The organism is Marinomonas sp. CT5 (genome assembly GCF_018336975.1).
Classification (GTDB): domain Bacteria; phylum Pseudomonadota; class Gammaproteobacteria; order Pseudomonadales; family Marinomonadaceae; genus Marinomonas.
Window position 1 is genome coordinate 4,076,600 of the sequence record NZ_CP025572.1, and the last position, 21,832, is coordinate 4,098,431.

The following is a 21,832-nucleotide window of genomic DNA, read 5'->3' on the forward strand; positions in this document are numbered from 1 at the left end:
AAACTCTTCAGTTAAAAAGTTTGCTTACTCAAAATCTATTACACTAACAATAACTTAATCGACTCACTGTCCCGAAGAACAACAAGCCAACATAAAGCGAATTGACGTGTTAGACGTTTCGCAAGACTTCAATTTTTTTGATCCCAAAAGGATCTTCTGAAGCCTCCAGCGAGCGCCCACACAAATTATCTGATTATCTATTTTAAAGAGCGTCTGACCCTTCGTTCAACGTCTTACCTTAGTAAGTGGCAAACTCTTGTTTGCTTCGTTGTCCGTGTCAGTGGGGGCGTATAATACCGTCTAAAACTTTTAGCGCAAGCACTTTTTTAAATAAAGTTAAATTAAATACAAGAAACATGTTTTCTGCACATTAATTGTTCAAGACGGCTAATTTTTACCCCCCACCTCTAGCAAAACAAAACTTCATTAACATTTTGTTGAACTACTATAAAACTGAAAAGCCCCCTAGTCGTTCAACTAGAGGGCTTTTACAACAAACAATTCCTTCTGGAGAAATTAACCTAACCACTTCCTCGCATTCTGGAACAAGCGTAACCATGGTGCTTGTTCTTTCCAGTCACTTGGGTGCCAGCTATGCTGAACCGTACGATAAACACGTTCAGGATGAGGCATCATAATAGTCACACGACCATCTTCAGAAGTTAACCCTGTGATCCCTTGTGCTGATCCATTTGGGTTAAATGGGTAACGCTCGGTCGCTTGACCATAGTTGTCCACATAACGCAACGCGATTTGAGCAGAAGATGTCAATGCCGCAATATCTTGCTCATCTCGGTATTCCGTTTGCCCCTCACCATGAGCCACAGCGATTGGCATACGAGAACCTTCCATACCAGCCAATAGGATAGAGTTCGACTTTTGAACTTCTACTTGCACAAGACGCGCTTCAAATTGCGCAGACTCATTACGAACAAATTTAGGCCAGTGATCTGTACCCGGAATAAGCTCATGCAAATTCGATAGCATCTGACAGCCATTACACACACCAAGCGTGAAAGTATCAGGACGGTTGAAAAAGACTTCAAACTGCTCACGAGCAATTGGATTAAAGAGGATAGACTTCGCCCAACCTTCACCAGCACCCAATACGTCACCGTAAGAGAAACCACCACAAGCCACCAAACCACTAAATTGATCTAGTGTTGTACGACCAGACAAGATATCACTCATGTGAACATCAACCGGTGTGAAACCGGCTTTATGGAAAGCAGCAGCCATTTCAACTTGACCATTTACACCCTGCTCACGTAATACAGCAATCTTAGGTTTATTGCCTTTATTAGCAAAAAGGGCAGCAATATCTTCATTAATATCAAAAGTTAGCTCTGCTGATAGACCAGGATCTTTCGCGTCTAACAAACTATCAAACTCTTGCTGTGCGGATTCTGGATTATCACGTAAAGCCTGAATACGATAACTAGCCTCAGACCAAATTCGCTGCCAATTGATGCGCGATTCTTCAAGAATCACTTCACTTGCAAATCGAACACGGATGCTATCGTCACCCGATAAGGTAGCAATCGGAGTCACCGTGACACCCGCATTCGCATAAGCGGAAATCACCTCAGTCACATCGGATTCATTCACCTGAACCACTGCACCTAATTCTTCGTTGAATAAAGCAGGAGCCACTTGCATACGATTGATAATAGTTTCATCCAGATCAATGTCCAATCCTAGATGACTAGCGAATGACATTTCAACCAAAGTCGCAAACACACCACCATCAGAACGGTCATGGTAAGCCAACAATTTACCTTCCGCATTAAGCGCTTGTGTCGTATCGAAGAAGCCAGCCAAGACAGCCGCATCATCCACATCAGGCGCCTGCTGACCCAACTTATTGTAAACCTGAGCAATAACAGAACCGCCTAGACGGTTTTTACCCGCACCCAAATCGATTAACAACAAACGCGTATCCGCTTTATTTTGTAGTTCAGGTGTCAGTGTTTTACGAACATCTGTGACTGGCGCAAAAGCAGAGATCACCAAAGAAAGTGGAGAAGTGACGGCTTTTTCCTTGCCATCTTCTTTCCATACAGTCTTCATCGACATGGAATCTTTACCCACTGGAATAGCAATATCCAACGCAGGACACAACTCCATACCAACTGCTTTTACTGTTTGATAAAGTTTTTCATCTTCACCTTCATGACCCGCCGCTGCCATCCAGTTTGCTGATAGCTTAATGTGCTTACGCTTAGTAATGTGCGCAGCCGCTAAGTTAGTCAATGCCTCACCTACTGCCATACGACCAGAGGCAGGTGCATCAAGCAAAGCAACTGGGGTGCGTTCGCCCATTGTCATAGCTTCGCCAGTATAACTTTCTAAAGAAGAGGTTGTAACCGCCACATCCGCTACAGGTACCTGCCATGGCCCCACCATTTGATCACGAGCCACCATACCAGTAATCGAACGGTCGCCAATGGTGATCAAGAAGTTTTTGCTTGCCACAGTTGGCAAGCTTAAGACACGCTTTGCTGCATCAGCAAGATCCACATCAATTGCAGTAAAATCATCACCTGCAATCACTGCTTTTTTGGCTTCACGATGCATTTTTGGTGGCTTGCCGAACAAGACAGACATTGGCAAATCAACAGGTTTGTTATCAAAATGCTCATCGGCTACTTGCAGGTGCATTTCTTCTTTTGCATCACCGACAATAGCGAAAGGACAACGTTCGCGCTCACAAATTGCGGTAAACTCTTCAATACGATCAGGAGAAACCGCCATAACATAACGCTCTTGCGATTCGTTACACCAGATTTCCAGTGGTGACATACCCGGTTCATCATTCAGAACCTTGCGCAAATCAAAGTTACCACCGCGCTCGCCATCTTTTACCAATTCAGGCAAGGCGTTAGACAAACCACCAGCACCCACATCGTGAATGAAGCTGATTGGGTTTTTATCGCCAAGCTGCCAACAACGGTCAATCACTTCCTGACAACGACGCTCCATTTCTGGATTGCCACGCTGTACAGAAGCAAAATCGAGATCTTCGTTACCATCGGCAGACGCCATAGAAGATGCCGCACCACCACCAAGACCGATCAACATCGCAGGGCCACCCAGTACAATTAACTTAGCGCCAACTTTGATCTCTTGTTTTTCAACATGCTCACGACGAATATTACCGATACCGCCCGCCAACATGATTGGCTTGTGATAACCACGTACTTCTTCTTGAGACGCACCTTGGATGCTTTGTTCATAAGTACGGAAATAACCTAATAGGTTTGGACGACCGAACTCATTGTTAAATGCGGCACCACCAATAGGACCTTCGATCATAATATCCAAAGGCGTTACGATACGAGATGGTTTGCCATAGTAGCTCTCCCAAGGTTGTTCAAAACCTGGGATCTTAAGATCCGACACCGTATATCCACTCAACCCTGCCTTTGGTTTTGAGCCAACACCTGTCGCACCCTCATCACGAATCTCACCACCAGAGCCCGTAGCCGCACCAGAGAAGGGTGAAATGGCCGTTGGGTGGTTGTGAGTTTCCACTTTCATCAAAATATCGATGTTTTCATGGCTAAAGTCGTATTCACGAGTATCTGAAGATGGGAAAAAGCGCCCACCAAAGTGACCTTCCATTACCGCCGCATTGTCTTTATAAGCAGACAAAGTGCCATCAGGGTTATGTTCGTGGGTGTTCTTGATCATTTTGAACAAAGAGCGCTCTTGCTCTTCGCCATCAATAGTCCAAGACGCATTAAAAATTTTGTGACGACAATGCTCTGAGTTTGCTTGCGCAAACATCATCAATTCTACGTCAATTGGGTTACGACCTAATTCGAGGAAAGACTCAACAAGATAATCAATTTCGTCTTCTGCAAGCGCAAGACCTAGCGTTTGGTTTGCCTCAACCAACGCTGCTCGACCACCGCCTAACACATCGACACTGGTCATTGGTGCAGGCTCAGCATGAGAAAACATGTCAGAGGCGTCACTCAATGCCGGAAGCACGCTTTCTGTCATACGGTCATGCAACATAGCAGACAACAGGTCTAGCTCTTCAAGCGTTAGCGCTTGCGAACTATGAATAAAATATTCGACACCACGTTCTACGCGGGATACGGCCGCAAGGCCACAATTATGAAGAATATCGGTTGCTTTCGATGACCAAGGTGAAATCGTTCCTAAACGAGGAACCACTAAAACACTTTGATCAGATGAACTGACTTGGGAGGATTTAGGACCGTAGGCCAAAGCACGTTGAAGAACAGCGTCCTGCTCAGTTGTAAGTGTTTGATTATCGACCAACTCCACAAAATGGAGAAATTGAGCATCCACATCAGTTACCGATGGAACAGATGCTTGCATATTGGCTAATAACTTTGCCTTACGAAACGCTGATAGGGCTGCGGAACCATGCAGAGTTAGCATGTTGAGTATTGCCTCACTTGGTAGTTTTGGGGAAATGGTGCGGGTATTTTAAATCAATGAAGCAAATAGTGGCTAGCAGAGTATGAAATTTCTACACAAAATGACGAAATTAATCGTCTAAATCGCGTTTTTCGCCTGCTCCTTGAGCTGCTTTTTTTGTTTACGACGGTATTGGAAGAATTGAGTAAGCTGAATTGAAGCCGTTTCTGCTAAGACACCAGACTCGACTTTGACCTTATGATTCAAAAATGGTGCTTGAAAAAACTGTCCCTGACTTTCTGCCACCCCACTTTTAGGCTCCGTTGCCGCATAAACCACTCTTTCTATACGCGCATGAACCATAGCACCTGCACACATAGAGCAAGGTTCGAGTGTCACATACAAGGTTGCACCAGGGAGTCGATAGTTATTCATCTTTTTACAAGCCATGCGAATAGCCTGTATTTCTGCATGAGCAGTAGGATCACATAGTGAGATTGGCGAATTGTAGCCTTCACCGATAATTTCATCATTGAGAACGACGATCGCGCCAACTGGAATTTCATTTTCTGATGCCGCTTTTGCTGCCAGCTCCAGCGCACACTTCATCCAATCTTGATCTTTCATTCTTAATTTACCTCAAAACAGCCACATTGCATTTAGTACACGATCCGCTCTACACTGGGCATTAGCGCTGAAATAAACATAAGGAGACTTATTCATGCGTACCGTAGCCGATTTGATGATTACGAATTTAATTACATTGAAAGAAAACGACTCTTTAGCGAAAGCCAAAGCACTAATGAATGATAAAAACATTCGCAACCTACCTATCGTAAATGATGAAGGCGAATGTATCGGCTTACTCACACAACGAGAGTATTTACGTCATGCCTTTTATCTTGTCAGCCAATTTGGAACCCAGCAACTAAGCCATAAAGAAGAACAAACACCCGTTGCAAAAGCAATGAACACCGACATTCTAACCATTACACCCAGCACAGACTTAGATGTGGCGGCAGAATTCTTCATCGAAAATAAATATGGATGCCTACCGGTCACTCAGGACAACAAGCTCATCGGTATTTTAACACCTGTCGACTTTGTCAAACTTGCCCATAAAATGCTAACAGAATCAGCGTAAACTAAGCACTCTCGAGCGGCGGATTAGAAACAGAGGATGCAACTTGCGCCTCTTTTTCTAGACAAACATCCATCGCCTGCACTCCAAAATCTGTAGTGGACAAATAAAAGCTGACAGACTGGCCTTTTCTTAAAGTCTTATGGCCATCACAAGCAATAGATTTATAGTGAACGAACACGTCACTCTCACCTTCTCGCTGAATAAACCCAACACCTTTCGCGTCGTTAAACCACTTAACTTTGCCACTCAATCTTTCCATTACCATCTCGCCTCTTTTTTATTTTTATTAAGTAAGCGTAAGGTAAGAAGTCAAAATAGACTTCTTACCTTATGTTTTTAAAGCACGTTTTTACAAAGATTCGATGCTGATCTTTTGCTCTTCCAGTTTACTCACTGTTAATTGCAAGTCATCACACTTAGCACGCTCTTTCTCAACCACCGCCGCTGGTGCTTTTGCAACAAAGCTGTCATTAGAAAGCTTACCTTGTATACGCTGCAAATCTTTTGACGCTTTATCAATTTCTTTTTGCAAGCGCGCAAGCTCAGCCTCTTTATCAATCAAACCCGCCATTGGAACAAGCACTTCCATATCACCCACTAACGCGGTAGCAGACATTGGCGCTTCATCACCGGAATTCAACCAAGTTACAGTGTCTAATTTAGCCAAGGTTTGCAAGAAAGTTAAATTTGCCTCCAAACGTGCTTTATCTTGATCTGAGCCATTGCGGAACAAAACCGTCAGTGGCTTAGAAGGAGAAATATTCATTTCACCACGAATATTACGAACTCCTTCAATAACGCCTTTTAACCATTCCACATCCGCTTCGGCTTGCGCGTCTTTTTTCTCATCATTAGCCATTGGGTATTCACCCATCATGACTGTTTCACCTTCGATACCAGCAAGTGGAGCAACACGCTGCCAAATCTCTTCAGTCAAGAAAGGCATCATCGGATGGGCAAGGCGAAGAAAGGCTTCCAACACACGAACCAAGGTGCGACGAGTACCCGTCAATTGTGCAGCCGTCGCATTTTCATCCCACAATACAGGCTTAGACAATTCCAAATACCAGTCACAGTATTCGTGCCACATAAATTCATATAAGGCTTGGGATGCCAAATCAAAGCGGTGCGTATCAAAAGCGCGATTAACGGCTTCTTCAGCATGTTGCAAACGTGAAATAATCCATTTATCGGCAAGAGACAGTTCCACCTCAGCACCATTTTGACCACAGTCCTGATCTTCTGTGTTCATCAAAACATAGCGAGTTGCATTCCAGATTTTGTTACAGAAGTTACGGTAACCTTCAAGACGATTAAGATCGAATTTAATATCGCGGCCACCGGATGCCAAGGAACAAAGCGTAAAACGCAGAGCATCTGTACCATAGGCTTGAATGCCTTCAGGATAAGTTTCACGCGTATTCTTTTCGACTTTTTCAGCCAAGCGTGGTTGCATCATGCCGTATGTACGCTTCGCAACCAAAGATTCAATATCAATACCATTAATCAAGTCCAATGGATCAATAACATTCCCTTTAGACTTAGACATTTTATCGCCGCGCTCATCACGAATTAGGCCGGTGATGTAAACGGTTTTGAACGGCACTTTATTGGTAAACTTCAGCGTCATCATGATCATTCTAGCGACCCAGAAGAAGATGATATCGAAGCCAGTTACCAAAACATCCGACTCACTAAACTCCTTAAAGTCTTGTGTTTCTTCAGGCCAACCTTGGGTTGCAAACGTCCAAAGCGCAGATGAGAACCAAGTGTCTAAAACGTCTTCATCTTGAGTCAATTCGACATCGGCCGCCAAGCCGTATTTAGCACGAACTTCCTCTTCATTTTTACCAACGTAGTGTTTGCCTTCCGCATCGTACCAAGCAGGGATTTGATGCCCCCACCAAAGCTGACGAGAAATACACCAATCTTGTAGGTCACGCATCCAAGCAAAATACGTGTTTTCCCACTGTTTAGGGACAAACTGAATATCGCCGTTTTCAACGGCTTCTATCGCTGGCTTCGCCAATGACTCAACCGCCACATACCACTGCTGTGTTAGGTATGGTTCGATGACGGTATTACCGCGTTCGCCTCGTGGCACTTTTAGTTTGTGATCAACCACTTTCTCTAACAAGCCAAGCGCATCAAAATCGGCAACTACTGCTTTACGAGCGTCGAAACGATCCATGCCACGGTATTTTTCTGGTGCTACGTCATTAATCGCCGCATCATCAGTGAAAATATTAATTAATGGCATGTCGTGGCGCTTACCCACTTCATAGTCATTAAAATCGTGAGCCGGTGTGATTTTCACGCAGCCAGTACCAAATTCTTTATCTACATATTCGTCAGCAACGATAGGAATACGACGTCCGACCAATGGCAATTCAACAAACTTACCAACAAGATCCTTGAAACGCTCATCATCGAAGGCAACCGCTACCGCCGCATCACCAAACATAGTTTCAGGACGCGTGGTTGCGACTACAATGTGATCTTTGCCGTCCGCCGTTTTCACGCCATCAGCAAGCGGGTAACGGCAATACCACATGAAGCCGTTTTCTTCTTCCGAAATTACTTCTAAGTCGGAAATAGCGGTATGCAAAACAGGATCCCAGTTTACAAGGCGCTGACCACGATAAATGATGCCTTCATCAAATAAACGCACAAACACTTCTTGCACCGCAGCAGACATACCTGGGTCCATAGTAAAGCGTTCTTTATCCCAGGCAACAGAATCACCTAACACTCGCATCTGATCAGAAATCGTACCACCAGACTGACCTTTCCATTCCCAAACTTTCTCAAGAAATTTTTCACGTCCAAGGTCATGGCGAGTAATATTCTGAGCGGCCAATTGACGCTCAACGACCATTTGCGTGGCGATACCAGCATGGTCAGAACCCGGCTGCCATAAAGTACGGCTGCCTTTCATACGCTCACGGCGAATCATGGCATCCATCAAGGTATGTTGAAATGCATGCCCCATGTGCAAGCTGCCAGTCACGTTTGGCGGTGGGATCATGATAGAGAATGGAGAACCGTTGCCTTGAGGGGAGAAATATCCACCCTCTTCCCAACGTTTATAAATAGGCTGTTCAATACTCTGAGGTTGGTAGGTCTTTTCCATTATGATGTCTTAAGGCTCTTATATAGCGGTAAATTTTAAGTTGGGGAATTATAACGTGTCATAACAAGATAAAGAATAACATGCCACTAAATTAAGCTGTCAATCAACGCTTAACAATCCGTCAACCGAATGGTCTGTAGTTAGTCTTTATTATTTGAGTCAGTACTAGAAGCCTGCAAGGCCTGCATTACTTCAGATACCAACTCAGGAAGACGCTTTTCGAGTACATCTGCAATAGCTTTACTAATCACTGCGTGAGACAAAGCTGGCTCATTAACCACATCGTCCAGTGTAATAATGTCATCTAAGTCATGAGATTGCGGTATTTCAGCAGAGTCAGCTTGCTTATGCTCGTCACTTTTAACCTCGCTAGAGGAAGTCTCTGCCTGATGTTTAGCTTCATCAAAAGACTGCGCCAAATGCGCTTCTTGACTGACAGAAGAAGCAACCGATTCAGAAACCACATCCATCAAAATAGGAATATCATCTTGATTTCGCAAAGCCGAAATCAAAGTCTCTTCATCTGGTTCAAAAAAACCATCATCATGCTGAGCAGCGAAATCTGACATAAAAAAACCAATAATAATTAAAGAAACAAGAATAGAAACGCCAAACGTGATAAATCGTTTAACTTATCAATTACAACGCTCAACTTTCGCACTGAAAAAAGCAAAAGTCCACCCTCCCACAGACCAGAACAAAAAATTGATACAACAAGTATAAAAACAACACTTTGATTAGATAGGCTTTTTCACTGAAAAATAAATAAAAAGGCAGCAACCTCTAACGATTACTGCCTTAAACACCATATGTTATGTACTAAAGCGAGTTATTTACACTTTGCTTAGCAAATAGTGCGTCAACAAAGCAACTGGACGGCCACTTGCGCCTTTGGTCGCACCACCAGCCCATGCAGTACCAGCGATATCCAAATGTGCCCATGGGTATGACTCAGTAAAGCGTGACAAGAAGCACGCTGCTGTCACTGAACCTGCTTCAGGGCCACCAATATTAGCAATATCCGCAAAGTTGCTATCTAGCTGCTGCTGATACTCTTCATCAAGAGGCATTTGCCAAATTTTATCGGCAGAAGCTTGGCTTGCCGTTTTCAACTCAGACGCAAGCTCATCATTGTTCGCGTACATACCAGAATTGACGCTACCCAAAGCAACCACACAAGCGCCCGTTAATGTCGCAATATCCACAACCGACTGCGGTTTGAAGCGCTCGATATAAGTCAATGCATCACAAAGCACTAAGCGACCTTCTGCATCGGTATTCAAAATCTCTACCGTCTGACCAGACATAGTCTTAACGATATCACCAGGCTTAGTAGCACGACCACTTGGCATATTCTCTGCCGCAGCAATCACGGCGGTGAAGTTAAGTTTTGGCTTAAGCTCACAAATCGCTTTCATCGTACCGAACACACTCGCCGCACCACACATGTCGTATTTCATCTCGTCCATTTTTGGACCAGGTTTTAAAGAAATACCACCAGTATCAAAGGTAATGCCTTTACCAAGCAAAACATGCGGCGCTTCATCTTCTTTACCACCGCGGTAATTCATCACAATCAAGTAACTTGGCTGATCACTGCCACGACCCACAGACAACAAGCAATGCATGCCGAGCTCGTCCATTTTCGTTTCGTCCAGCAATTCAACACCAATACTGTACTCTTCACCCAACTGCTGAGCTTTAGACGCCAAATAGCTTGGCGTACAAACGTTACCAGGCAGGTTTCCTAGTTGACGCGCAAAGGCCGAACCTTTCGCTGTCGCCGTACCAATTGCCAAAGCGGCTTCATCTGTACCCTGTAAATGCAAAGAAGTTACTTTTGTCGCTTTTTCAGCATCGTCTTTTTTGAAGCCAATAAAATTGTAGAAGCCTTCATTTAGCCACTGAGCCACTAAAGCCAAGACATCTGAAGCGGAACGGTTTTTCAAAACCAATCCTTCGCTAGCAACGGCAACAGAGGCAAATGGCAAGCCTTTAATTTGAGCCGCAACCGCTGCAACTACCTTACGAGCTTGCATGTCGCTCAATTTAGCTTCTTTACCAACACCAACCAACAAAACAGCTTGAGCAAAATCTTGAGACACAGCTGGCAACAACAAAGTTTGCGCCACTGCACCTTTGAAGACGCCTGTTTCACGCAGTTGAGAAACTTGTCCGTTGGCATTTTCGTCAACCCATGCCGTTGACTCTGAAAAATCTCCTTCACTCGGAACAAAAGCAACAAGCAAATCAGCCTGCACTGCGGATAAGCGATCAAATAACGCCATATTCATGAAAAAACCTCGGCAAAATAACATTTAGACATTCACACAAGAAATCACCGAGCCAAAAACACACATGATCAAAAAACGAATAAAAACACACTTTTATAGCAGACAACTGTGTATTTTAAGAGATTCTTGACACTGCATTTGCAGGCAGATTTACTGTGTAAAAGCCTCATTTTAAAAAAAACTGGATAATATACTTCTTACCACGAGATAATGGGGGCTTTAGATGTGTAATCAACTCTTTGCTAAAAAAGCAGAATCCATCCAGAGGTGACCTTGAGACTATTTAGATATTTAGCGAAAGAAGTGCTGGTGTCAACAGCTGGCGTCACGCTAATTTTGCTACTCGTTATTTTAAGTGGCCGATTCTCCTTTTATTTAGGCCAAATTGCAGACGGCAATATGACCTTCAAGTTTTTATTTATAATTCTTGGCTACCATATCCCTAGCTTCGTTCAGATGATCTTACCCTTGGCTTTTTTCTTATCACTTTTACTTGCTTTTGGCCGACTTTATATCGAAAACGAAATGTCAGTACTTTTTTCGAGCGGCATCAGTAAAGTCAAGCTTGCTGGTTATACATTAGGTATTGCCCTAATTGTTAGCCTTATCAGTGCTGGCATTAATCTATGGCTAGCGCCATTTAGCGAACATCGCGCAGTAGAAGCCTCACAAGCTAAAGATCAATTATCTACATTTGACTTTTTAAAACCCGGGCGGTTTGAAGGCAGAGGGCAAAGAACAACCTACATCGACAGTTTCACCCCCAATGAAGGTTGGATGAAAAATATTTTTCTTTCCGACTTTATTCGCAAAAACAACACCAATATTCCTGTGCAAACCTTTGCCGATTATGCAGAACAAATTCGCATCAGCTCAGAAGGCGACAAAAACTATTTGGTTTTCAAAAATGGCACTCGATATGAGGGCAAACCCGGAACCGCCAATTACCGAGTAACCCAATTCGACACCTACGCCGTTCGAATGGAAAGCAGTAGCACAGACATAGATGAAGAACCCTATATTCAAAGCACACTATATTTGATCAACAGTTCAGATCTATTAGACAAAGTAGAACTACAATGGCGAATATCTTTAGTTCTCATCATCCCTATTCTTGCAATTATTGGCCTATCACTAAGCCAAGTTAACCCAAGACAAGGAAGGTTCTTCAAAATGCTACCCGCGATTATCTTGATGATTACCTACATCGCCATGCTCATTTGGGGAAGAACCGCTCTGGAAAAAGGGAATCTTCCTATCCAATTTGGTTTATGGTGGATACATGGTATTTTCATACTCATTGCTGCGCTTCTATTTATTCAGTTCAATCAATTTTTTGAGCGTCACAAAGCAAGACCACCTCTAGAACAAGGCTCAGGCGAGTAACTCTCATATGAACAAAATAGATAAATACATTGCAAGCAGTGTTTTATGGGCCTTTTTGGTTGTCGCAGTCGTCTTGCTCGGACTGGATTTTGCGCTAACCTTTATAGATCAAATAAAAAACGTTAATGACAATTACACTGTCCAATCTTTGTTACAGGTCATTCTTTATAGAATGCCCGGAAAATTAGCTGAATATATTCCAGTTGCTTCATTAATCGGCTCCCTCATGGGACTAGGGACACTGGCCGCGACATCAGAATTAACGGTAATGCGTGCTGCTGGTATGCCTATTTGGCGAATTGGTGTAGCGGCTTGCCAACCCATTCTACTCGTTTCCTTAATTGGGATGGGGATTTCTGAATTTATCGCTCCAGTTGCTCAACAGAAAGCAAATTTGATCGAGAAATTTCAAAACCAAGAAACAGGCAACTTCTCTCTAACTGGTGGCGTCTGGTTAAAAGCCGACAACAACTTTGTTTATATTGATGCCGCCGACAGCAAAGGAAAACTTTACAACATACAAATTTTTGCACCTCAAGGACAGCAATTAAAATACATCAAAACCGCCGCCAGTGCAGAGCACACGAATGATACAGAGTGGCAACTTAATGATGTTACAGAAACCACATTTGCAGGAGACCATATAGAGAAAAAAAGCATGAAGCATTCAGAGTGGAAAGTCAGTATAAAACCTGAACATTTATTCTTAGCTTCTCAGGAACCCGACTCTTTATCACTTAGTCAACTTAACAGCTATCAACACTACCTAAAACAACAGAAGCTTGACGCAGCACAGTACGAGCTAGAGTTTTGGATTACGGTCTTACGACCCGCCGCCGCCCTATCTTTAGTTTTGGTTGCACTTTCAAGCGTCTTCGGTCCACTTAGATCATCTACCATGGGCGGACGAATTTTTTCTGGCGTTATTATTGGCTTAGCTTTCCAGAATGCACTCAATCTTTTTGGCCGCATGAGTGTCGCAATAAGCTTTCCACCTATTGTTGGGGTCAGCATCCCTATTATCATTTGCTTACTGGCTGGCATCATATTGGTAAGGCGCAGAGGGTAAAAATTGCGCCTTACTCAATCCTTAATCATTGATAAATCTAGCAATTCTTTCCAGCGCGTCTTCTAGCTTTTGCTCGCTACAAGTGTAAGCAAAACGCACATACTTATGCGCATCGCTAACGCCAAAATCTGCCCCAGGAGTAAGCGCTACTTTTTCTTTTTCTAATAATGCCAAACACCAGGCTTTCGCATCTTGTGTCACACTGGATACATCCACATAAACATAAAAAGCGCCATGGGCCGGTGCAACCACAGGCAAGCCAATCGTTTTCAGACCAGCCAGTAAGAGCAAACGACGCGCATTCAATGTTTGACGCCGCATTTCACATTCAGCCAATACATCAGATGAAAAAGCCCGAACAGCAGCATACTGAGAAACCGTCGGTGCAGAAATAAATAAGTTTTGAGCTAACTTTGTTGCCCCTTCAATCGCCCATTCAGGCACAACCAGCCATCCCAAGCGCCAGCCTGTCATCGCAAAATATTTTGAAAAACTATTAATAACAAAAATATCATCAGAGATCGAAAGGGCCGAAAAGTCATCACCTTCATAAACTAGGCCTTGATAAATTTCATCCACCAATAAATGCCCGCCTAAATCACTGACTTTTTGCCAAGCTTCCGATAAATAGGCTTTACTCAGTACTGCTCCAGTAGGGTTCGAAGGTGAGGCCAACCAAAGTCCAGAAGTTTTTTCTGTCCAATGCTCAGCTAACGTACTCAACTCTAGCTCAAAGCCCTGCTCTGCTCTGGTTTTGATCAAATTAGCTTTCGCACCCGCTTGTACTAAAAAATGGCGATTACAGGGATAGCAAGGATCGGGCATAACGACTTCATCACCAGAATCAACCATCAGAGATGCCATTAATAATAATGCACCAGATGCTCCCGGCGTAACAATAATCCTTTCAGGCGACACAGTTGCGCCATAACGAGATTGATAGTAATCACTAATCGCTTTTTTGAGCTCAGGTAAACCTGTCGCCGACGTATAACCTGTCTTACCTTCTTTAATCGCCAAAACACCAGCTTCACCAACCGCTTTCACAGCAACAAAATCGGGCTCCCCAATTTCAAGATGAATAACCTTTTCTCCCCGCGCTTCTAATTGTTTCGCCCGAGACAACAAAGCCATAACCTGAAACGGCGCGATTTGCTCCACTCTATGTGCTAATTTATGACTCCCTTTCATTACACCTTCTCAACCTTTTATCTACTCGTTTAAAAAATATCGCGACAATTTGCGCAAAAAATGTGGTTAACCGACACATTATCTGGTAAGTTTCCGGCCGAAAATAAATCACCCCCAATTTTATCGGTTACAGGCTACCACAATGGAAACCTGCGAAGTGAGGCAATGCGTATGCCAAAAATGAACCCTGAGTCATTAATGAAAGACTTCACTCCTTATGTTGCTAAGGATGGCGAAGAATACATGAACGAGAAACAGTTGGCGCACTTTAAAAGCATCCTGCTCAACTGGAAGCAAAACCTTATGGAGGAGGTTGACCGTACGGTTCACCACCTTAAAGAAGAGGCGGTAAACTATGCGGACCCAAATGACCGCGCCAGCCAAGAAGAAGAATTTAGCCTAGAGCTTCGCGCACGAGATCGTGAGCGTAAACTGGTTAAAAAAATCTCTCAAACTATTGAGCTTATCGACGCAGATGACTACGGTTTTTGTGAAGAGTGCGGGATTGAAATCGGTATTCGTCGCCTAGAAGCGCGCCCAACAGCAACCATGTGCATTGATTGCAAAACGTTGGCCGAAATCAAAGAGAAACAAATCGGCGGCTAAGCCTTGACGTTTAACAACGGCGTTTAACTGCTGTGTCTAATAGTCACGTTAAGACCGATACAAAGCACTATCGGGGGCGTTTTGCACCTTCGCCAACTGGCCCCCTCCATTTTGGCTCGCTAGTCAGCGCACTAGCGAGCTATCTGGATGCAAAAAAACAGCAAGGCAGTTGGATCATCCGCATAGAAGATGTTGATGGCACGCGCTGCAAACCTAGCTTTTCCGAACAAATTATCGACACCCTCACAAGCTACCAGCTACATTCCGACGAACCCGTTCGAACACAAAGCCAGCACAGCGAAACTTACGAAGAATATTTGTCCGAATTAAAACGACAAAAGCTTGTATTTCCGTGTAACTGCACACGCCAATCGCTAACCCAATTCAATGGCAACCATCCATCCGAATGCTCAAGCACAGTTGAAGCATCTCATTCCTGGCGCCTCAAAGCCAGTCCAAACATTTACCAATGTCGAGATAAAATCCAAGGTCTCTTAACTTTCACTGACGACTTAAAAAATAATTGCCCTGTTCTCAAAAGAAAGGACGGATATTTCTCCTACCAGCTAGCGGTCGTGGTTGATGATCACCTACAAAACATTAGCCATTTGGTAAGAGGGGCAGACTTAATCGAAACAACCGCTCAACAACTACACCTCTATGATGTACTTGGCTGGACGCCACCAGACATTTGCCACATCCCACTTATCATCAACCCTTCTGGAGACAAAATAAGCAAACAAAATCACGCAAAAGCCATTGAGAACGCCCACTTACCCACACTCCTGCGCGCCTTACATTATCTACAAATTAATGCAGATAATGCCTCATCTATTATTGAAGCATTAACTCAAGCGATCAACATGTGGAACCCAAACAAACTAAAAGACATTAAATACCTCCCCATAGAAAGCCAAGATCGTCATTTAATCTAACGACACAAACGGCTTAGTTTCTATCTAGCACCTCTCGACCTGAAATACCCCATGTGTATAATCGTTACACTAGTTACAAGAGGTGACATTTTATGCACAGCATTATGATTATTTGTCCTGACCACTCTCCACTCAAAGAATCTGAAAAATGGCTTTCTAGATACGGCTTTCAGGTAAACACCAGCAACAGCCTAGAACAAGCCAACAAGTACTATGAACTAACAGAATTTCACCTTCTACTAATTGACCAGGAAGCGATTAATCACCTCAAAGAACCTCACATAGAACTCCCTAGCCCGCCTAACCGCATTGTCTTAGATAGCAAAGCCAGTTTAAGCACCGGCGTCAACAGCATGGCTCAGGGAGCTCTATACTATCTTCCACTGCCAACCGACTCAGAAACACTACTAAAACATGTCGTAAACGCACTGGAGCTAGAAGATCAGAATCAGTCAAAACCGTCCCCAAAAAATGACGCGACTGTAAGCCTCTCCAATGTCCCCAAAAATGAAGCTTTAACACTTGGCACACCAGCCAGCGGCATTATCGGTCAATGCCCTCCAATGGAAGAATTATTCAATGATATGAGGAAAATTGCCGGCACAGATGTCACCGTACTCATTCGCGGAGAATCAGGGACAGGTAAAGAACTTGTCGCCAAAGCATTGCATAATTTAAGTAGACGCCACAACCATCCAATCATCAGCGTAAACTGTGCCGCCATTCCAGAAAACCTAATAGAATCAGAGCTTTTCGGTCATGAAAAAGGCGCCTTCACTGGTGCAAATTCCTCTCATGATGGTCTCATTTACGCGGCCGATAAAGGGACTCTATTCTTAGATGAAATAGGGGAATTACCACTAGAAGCGCAAGCCAGACTGCTACGAGTCTTACAAGAAGGGGAAATTCGGAAAGTCGGCGCAACGCAATCAACCAAAGTTAACATTCGACTCATTACTGCCACACACCGCAACCTGATTGATATGGTTAAAAATGGCCTATTTCGAGAAGATTTATATTACCGACTTTATGTTATGGAACTTCTTCTCCCCCCCCTTAGAGAAAGAGAAGACGATATTTCTATGTTGGCAAAAATTCTCTTAGAAAAGGCTTGTCTAAAACACAACAAACCCATTTACAAATACAACCAAGCGTTCGATAGAGCAATTCGATCACATCATTGGCCTGGCAATGTTCGAGAGTTAGAAAACGCGATAGAAAGGGCTGTTATTCTAAGCCCACCAGAAAGGGTTGAAGCCGCCAACCTAAAACTAGCCAACCAACAAATACAAAATGTCGCAACAAAACACTCACTTTCTGGTGAAAGTAGCACTTTAATTGGCACAACATTAGACGATTACTTTAAGCACTTCGTTCTCTCGCACCAACAAAAGATGACCGAAACTCAGCTTGCACATTCCTTGGGCATATCAAGAAAAAGCTTGTGGGAAAGACGCCAAAAACTAGGCATACCCAAAAAAGTAACAGAATAAAGGTAACACTTGTTACCAAAACACCCAGAAAACATTAAACAAATTGTAAAAAAAGTGTACAAATAAATCGTAAAAACCAACAAAATCAGCACTTTATTATTTTTGGCACAACAAATGCCTTATATAGATCACAACGATAAGAAGATTGACCAAGAATAAAAATAAGTTAATCGTCGTATGTAGGTTCTTAAAAATAAAAATAAAATCTAAGAACACCGTGACCTCTTCAAATAAAAATAAAAATTTGAGGTCATGGATGGAAAATCGCTTTGGATAATTGATTTTTTTAGATATACAAGCCTTAGGGCAATGAAAACAATGCAAAAATAAAAATAAAACCTGAGTAGAACTGCAGAAGCAGCACCCACTTTGTTTTCGGAACTAGTATCTTCATGTATCCAAAGCGATTATTTTATTTACTGATTAGTAAATGTTCAATCGCTTTAATATCCTCTTCTTTATAGACTTACCCATTTTACTCGAACAACACCATTATCAGTGTAAATCTGTGCTTTCACGTGTAGAATGCTATTTTTCGTTAACTTTTAAATTTGTTGTCTAATGCTTACAGGATTAAAATCTCTGGTACGTAAAGCTACCTCTCTGCTTGCCTCGTCAAAGGCTCAGACTTACCCAATTATCATTCCACGCAGCGATCACAGCTTATCTCGACAAGATTTAAGTCCAAATGCCGTCAAAGTACTATATCGCCTCAACAAAGCAGGCTACGACGCTTTTCTTGTTGGCGGCTGTATACGAGATCACTTAATCGGTATTGAGCCAAAAGACTTTGACGTGGTAACCAATGCCACACCAGAAGAAGTCCACAACATATTTTCAAACTCAAGACTCATAGGCCGCCGATTCAAATTAGTCCATGTCACATTTGGCCGAGAAATTATTGAAGTTTCGACCTTTAGAGCCGGAACAGCCCAAGAAGACAATGAAGACGATACAAAGAACACATCACTAAAAGGCAAAGACTCGGCCCGATCTGCCCACGGCATTGTTTTAAGAGACAATGTTTACGGCAGCATTGAGGAAGACGCTGAGCGTCGCGACTTCACTTTTAATGCCTTGTATTACAATGTTCAGGACTTCAGTATCCATGATTACTGCGGCGGCCTAAAAGACATTGAAAACAAACAAATTCGCATCATTGGCGATGCACGCCAACGCTATCAGGAAGATCCTGTGCGTATGCTGCGCGCTATTCGCTTTGCTGGTAAGTTAGGATTCGAAATAGAAGCCGAAACCGCTGCGCCAATCAAAGAAATGGCTCATCTTTTGGACCACATACCACCAGCTCGATTATTCGAAGAAGTGCTTAAACTTCTCGGTAGTGGCAATGGTATTGATACCTTCCACTTACTTCGCCAATACGGCCTGTTCCGTTACCTGTTTCCAGATACAGAAGCACTACTTCAAAGTGGCTGGAAGCGTGATGACATAGACCCTGAAGCTTTTATCCTTCAAGGTCTAAGAAATACAGATAGCCGCATCCAGAGCGGTAAAACAACGGCACCATATTTCTTATACGCGGTTCTACTATGGCCTAGCGTGGCTCTGCGACACGAAGAATTCCAAGCGCAGGGCATGCCAGTCACACCAGCATTGCACCAAGCTGCCAATATGGTGTTAGACAACCAAGTTGCCTCAACAGCCATTCCACGCCGCTTTTCAACACCGATGCGCGAAATATGGGATATGCAATTCCGTTTACCTAAACGCTACGGTAAGCGCGCTTTCTTATTGCTGGAACATCCTCGTTTCCGCGCAGGTTTCGACTTTTTACTGATTCGTGAACTCAGCGGTACCAATTTGGATGGCTTGGGTGATTGGTGGGAGAAATTCCAGCATGGCACCGAAAGCCAACAAAGAGAATTGATCAAAAGTATAGATTCATTCGTTAAAGACAAAGACGGCCCTAAAAAGCGCCGTCCACGTCGCCGTAGAAAAAGCAATACGACTAAAACCACGTCACAAAGCGAAACTTATAACGAATAAGAGGGTGCGTTTTGATACACGCTTATATTGGCCTCGGCAGCAATCTTGAAAATCCAATGGCGCAAATCGATCGCGCCATTGAAACCTTAAAGAAACACGACGATCTAAAAAATCTTCGTGTTTCTTCTATTTATGGCAGCAAACCTGTTGGTCCACAGGATCAACCAGACTATATTAATGCGGTTGCCGAGTTTGATACCCACCTCTCTCCTATTGAATTACTCGACTTATTGCAAAGCATTGAACATTCGCAACGTCGAGTCAGAGAACGGCATTGGGGGCCGCGCACCCTAGACTTAGATCTGTTATTGTATGGACAAGAGACAATACAGACACCACGACTCACCGTTCCACATTCGTTCATGCTAGAACGAGGGTTTGTCATCAAGCCGCTTAGCGACCTTGCTCCTGACCGAGTTTTGGCGAATGGAAACACCGTTACTGAGCAGCTTCAACAACTTGATACCAGCGATTTGGTCTTTATCAAAGAAGAATAAATTATGTATTCAGATAACTCACAAAGAAAACTCACCAAGCCAGTTACTCTATCCACACTGAAAAAAATGAAAGCGGATAAAGAGAAAATCACCTGCTTAACAAGCTATGACGCCTCTTTTACCAATGTCATGAATGTTGCGGGCGTAGAAACAATATTGGTTGGGGATTCTCTTGGCATGGTCGTACAAGGCCAAGACAGTACATTACCCGTTACCATCGAAGATATGTGCTATCACACTGCAGCAGTAAAACGAGGCAACACCAACGCCTTCATCCTAGCTGATATGTCTTTTATGAGTTACAGCAAACCTGAGCAAGCGCTAGACAACGCGGCAAAGCTTATGCAAGCTGGCGCTAATATGGTCAAGCTTGAAGGCGGCAGCTGGTTAGCAGACACAATAAAACTGCTCAGCCAACGTGGCATTCCGGTGTGTGCGCATTTAGGTCTCACACCGCAATCTGTGCATAAATTTGGTGGCTATAAAGTACAAGGCAAAAGCCAAGATGCCGCCGACCTATTACTACAAGAGTCGTTAGACTTGGTGGCGGCGGGCGCTGACATTCTTTTATATGAATGCATCCCCACAGAGCTTGGCAAGACCTTAACCGATGCGGTTCCTGTACCCACTATTGGTATTGGTGCAGGACACCATACCGACGGCCAAGTGCTGGTCATGCACGATATGCTTGGCATAAACCTTGGCCACACTCCTAAATTCGTTAAAAACTTTTTAACCGATGGTCGGAATGTAACAGAAGCCTTTGAAGCTTATGTGAAAGAAGTTAAAGACATGACATTCCCAGGACCTGAGCACGGATTCAAATAATGAAAACTTTCCATACAATTGCCGAACTTCGTGCTGCGCTAAAAATTGAGCGCCTACAAGACAAAAGCATTATTTTTGTACCAACAATGGGCAACTTACACGACGGCCATATGTCATTAATTCGTCGCGCAAGCGAAGAAGGCGATGTCGTTGTATCCTCTATTTTTGTTAACCCGATGCAATTCTCGGCTAACGAAGATTTAGAACGCTACCCAAAAACACTAGAAGAAGACAAAAAAGTCTTAGAAGCCAACGGCTGCCATTACCTATTCGCCCCTGATGCGTTGGAAATGTACCCTGATGGCAAGCGTAGCCAAACACAAATTGAAGTCATGGGACTGTCCGATATTCTTTGTGGTGCTTCACGCCCTGGACATTTTGTGGGTGTTGCCACAGTCGTGACAAAATTGTTTAACATTGTTCAGCCAGACTGTGCCATATTTGGCAACAAGGACTTTCAACAACTTAAAGTTATTGAAGACATGGTACGCGATCTCAGCTCTAACGTTCGCGTTATTGGCATTGATACCGCACGCAATGACGACGGACTCGCGATGAGTTCTCGTAATGGCTACCTAACAGAAGAAGAAAGACGCATTGCACCTGCAATGTATCAAACCCTGCTATGGGCGAAAGAGGCGCTCCTAGCAAACAGTGCGAGTCACGAGGACATTCGCGAACAAGCTCAACAGAAGCTTGAAGCGGCTGGTTTCCGTCGTGATTATTTCGAAATACGCGCACAAGACAATTTACAAACACCGTCAGAGGAAGAGAAACGCCTAGTCATTTTGGCTGCGGCACACTTAGGCAGTGCACGCTTGATCGATAACCTGCGTGTAGAGCTATAAAACTTT

General features: G+C 43.6%; 17 protein-coding genes. 10 read left to right on the forward strand and 7 right to left on the reverse strand.

From position 1 onward, the window contains the following. Positions 1–516: 516 nt before the first annotated feature. Complete coding sequence (purL, locus tag C0J08_RS19440) at positions 517–4,416, reverse strand: phosphoribosylformylglycinamidine synthase (RefSeq protein ID WP_212653548.1); 3,900 nt, start codon at positions 4,414–4,416, stop codon at positions 517–519. A 117-nt stretch (positions 4,417–4,533) separates the two neighbouring features. Next, positions 4,534–5,022, reverse strand: coding sequence for a tRNA adenosine(34) deaminase TadA (tadA, locus tag C0J08_RS19445; RefSeq protein ID WP_212653549.1), 489 nt, complete (start codon positions 5,020–5,022; stop codon positions 4,534–4,536). Positions 5,023–5,116: 94 nt separating this feature from the next. On the opposite strand from tadA, the gene C0J08_RS19450 reads away from it, so the two are divergent. Next, positions 5,117–5,539 carry a CBS domain-containing protein gene (locus tag C0J08_RS19450; RefSeq protein WP_212653550.1) on the forward strand — a complete coding sequence of 141 codons (423 nt, stop codon included), beginning with the start codon at positions 5,117–5,119 and terminating at the stop codon, positions 5,537–5,539. A gap of 1 nt (position 5,540) precedes the next feature. Here C0J08_RS19450 and C0J08_RS19455 read toward each other — a convergent pair whose 3' ends face one another. From C0J08_RS19455 to C0J08_RS19470, 4 genes are all read right to left on the reverse strand, one after another. Next, on the reverse strand, positions 5,541–5,798 hold the full coding sequence (locus tag C0J08_RS19455; RefSeq protein WP_212653551.1) for a cold-shock protein: 258 nt from the start codon (positions 5,796–5,798) through the stop codon (positions 5,541–5,543). 90 nt (positions 5,799–5,888) lie between these two features. Further along, on the reverse strand, positions 5,889–8,672 hold the full coding sequence (locus C0J08_RS19460) for a valine--tRNA ligase (protein ID WP_212653552.1): 2,784 nt from the start codon (positions 8,670–8,672) through the stop codon (positions 5,889–5,891). Between the two features lie 140 nt (positions 8,673–8,812). Continuing rightward, on the reverse strand, positions 8,813–9,241 hold the full coding sequence (locus tag C0J08_RS19465) for a hypothetical protein (RefSeq protein ID WP_212653553.1): 429 nt from the start codon (positions 9,239–9,241) through the stop codon (positions 8,813–8,815). A 264-nt stretch (positions 9,242–9,505) separates the two neighbouring features. Further along, positions 9,506–10,966: a leucyl aminopeptidase gene (locus C0J08_RS19470; RefSeq protein ID WP_212653554.1), complete on the reverse strand. Its 1,461-nt coding sequence runs from the start codon at positions 10,964–10,966 to the stop codon at positions 9,506–9,508. Between the two features lie 267 nt (positions 10,967–11,233). Between C0J08_RS19470 and lptF the strand changes: the two genes are divergently transcribed. Both lptF and lptG read left to right on the forward strand, forming a co-directional pair. Further along, positions 11,234–12,352 carry an LPS export ABC transporter permease LptF gene (gene lptF / locus C0J08_RS19475; RefSeq protein WP_249344385.1) on the forward strand — a complete coding sequence of 373 codons (1,119 nt, stop codon included), beginning with the start codon at positions 11,234–11,236 and terminating at the stop codon, positions 12,350–12,352. A 7-nt stretch (positions 12,353–12,359) separates the two neighbouring features. Continuing rightward, on the forward strand, positions 12,360–13,421 hold the full coding sequence (lptG, locus tag C0J08_RS19480) for an LPS export ABC transporter permease LptG (protein ID WP_212653556.1): 1,062 nt from the start codon (positions 12,360–12,362) through the stop codon (positions 13,419–13,421). 21 nt (positions 13,422–13,442) lie between these two features. Here lptG and C0J08_RS19485 read toward each other — a convergent pair whose 3' ends face one another. Beyond that, positions 13,443–14,612 carry an aminotransferase class I/II-fold pyridoxal phosphate-dependent enzyme gene (locus C0J08_RS19485; RefSeq protein WP_212653557.1) on the reverse strand — a complete coding sequence of 390 codons (1,170 nt, stop codon included), beginning with the start codon at positions 14,610–14,612 and terminating at the stop codon, positions 13,443–13,445. Between the two features lie 171 nt (positions 14,613–14,783). Here C0J08_RS19485 and dksA point away from each other — a divergent pair, with 171 nt between their 5' ends. From dksA to panC, 7 genes are all read left to right on the forward strand, one after another. Then, a complete protein-coding gene (dksA, locus tag C0J08_RS19490) occupies positions 14,784–15,218 on the forward strand; it encodes an RNA polymerase-binding protein DksA (protein WP_502711638.1) in 435 nt (144 codons plus the stop codon). 32 nt (positions 15,219–15,250) lie between these two features. After that, a complete protein-coding gene (gene gluQRS, locus C0J08_RS19495) occupies positions 15,251–16,153 on the forward strand; it encodes a tRNA glutamyl-Q(34) synthetase GluQRS (protein WP_212653558.1) in 903 nt (300 codons plus the stop codon). 92 nt (positions 16,154–16,245) lie between these two features. Next, positions 16,246–17,646, forward strand: a complete 1,401-nt coding sequence (locus tag C0J08_RS19500; protein ID WP_212653559.1) for a sigma-54-dependent transcriptional regulator — start codon at positions 16,246–16,248, stop codon at positions 17,644–17,646. Between the two features lie 561 nt (positions 17,647–18,207). Then, on the forward strand, positions 18,208–19,653 hold the full coding sequence (gene pcnB / locus C0J08_RS19505) for a polynucleotide adenylyltransferase PcnB (protein WP_212653560.1): 1,446 nt from the start codon (positions 18,208–18,210) through the stop codon (positions 19,651–19,653). A gap of 14 nt (positions 19,654–19,667) precedes the next feature. Next, the gene (folK, locus tag C0J08_RS19510; RefSeq protein WP_212656357.1) at positions 19,668–20,150 is read left to right on the forward strand and encodes a 2-amino-4-hydroxy-6-hydroxymethyldihydropteridine diphosphokinase; all 483 of its coding nucleotides are present in this window, start codon (positions 19,668–19,670) and stop codon (positions 20,148–20,150) included. Positions 20,151–20,153: 3 nt separating this feature from the next. Beyond that, positions 20,154–20,978, forward strand: a complete 825-nt coding sequence (panB, locus tag C0J08_RS19515; RefSeq protein ID WP_212653561.1) for a 3-methyl-2-oxobutanoate hydroxymethyltransferase — start codon at positions 20,154–20,156, stop codon at positions 20,976–20,978. Continuing rightward, positions 20,978–21,826: a pantoate--beta-alanine ligase gene (gene panC, locus C0J08_RS19520; protein WP_212653562.1), complete on the forward strand. Its 849-nt coding sequence runs from the start codon at positions 20,978–20,980 to the stop codon at positions 21,824–21,826. Before panB ends, panC begins: the two co-directional genes overlap by 1 nt. Positions 21,827–21,832: the final 6 nt, after the last annotated feature.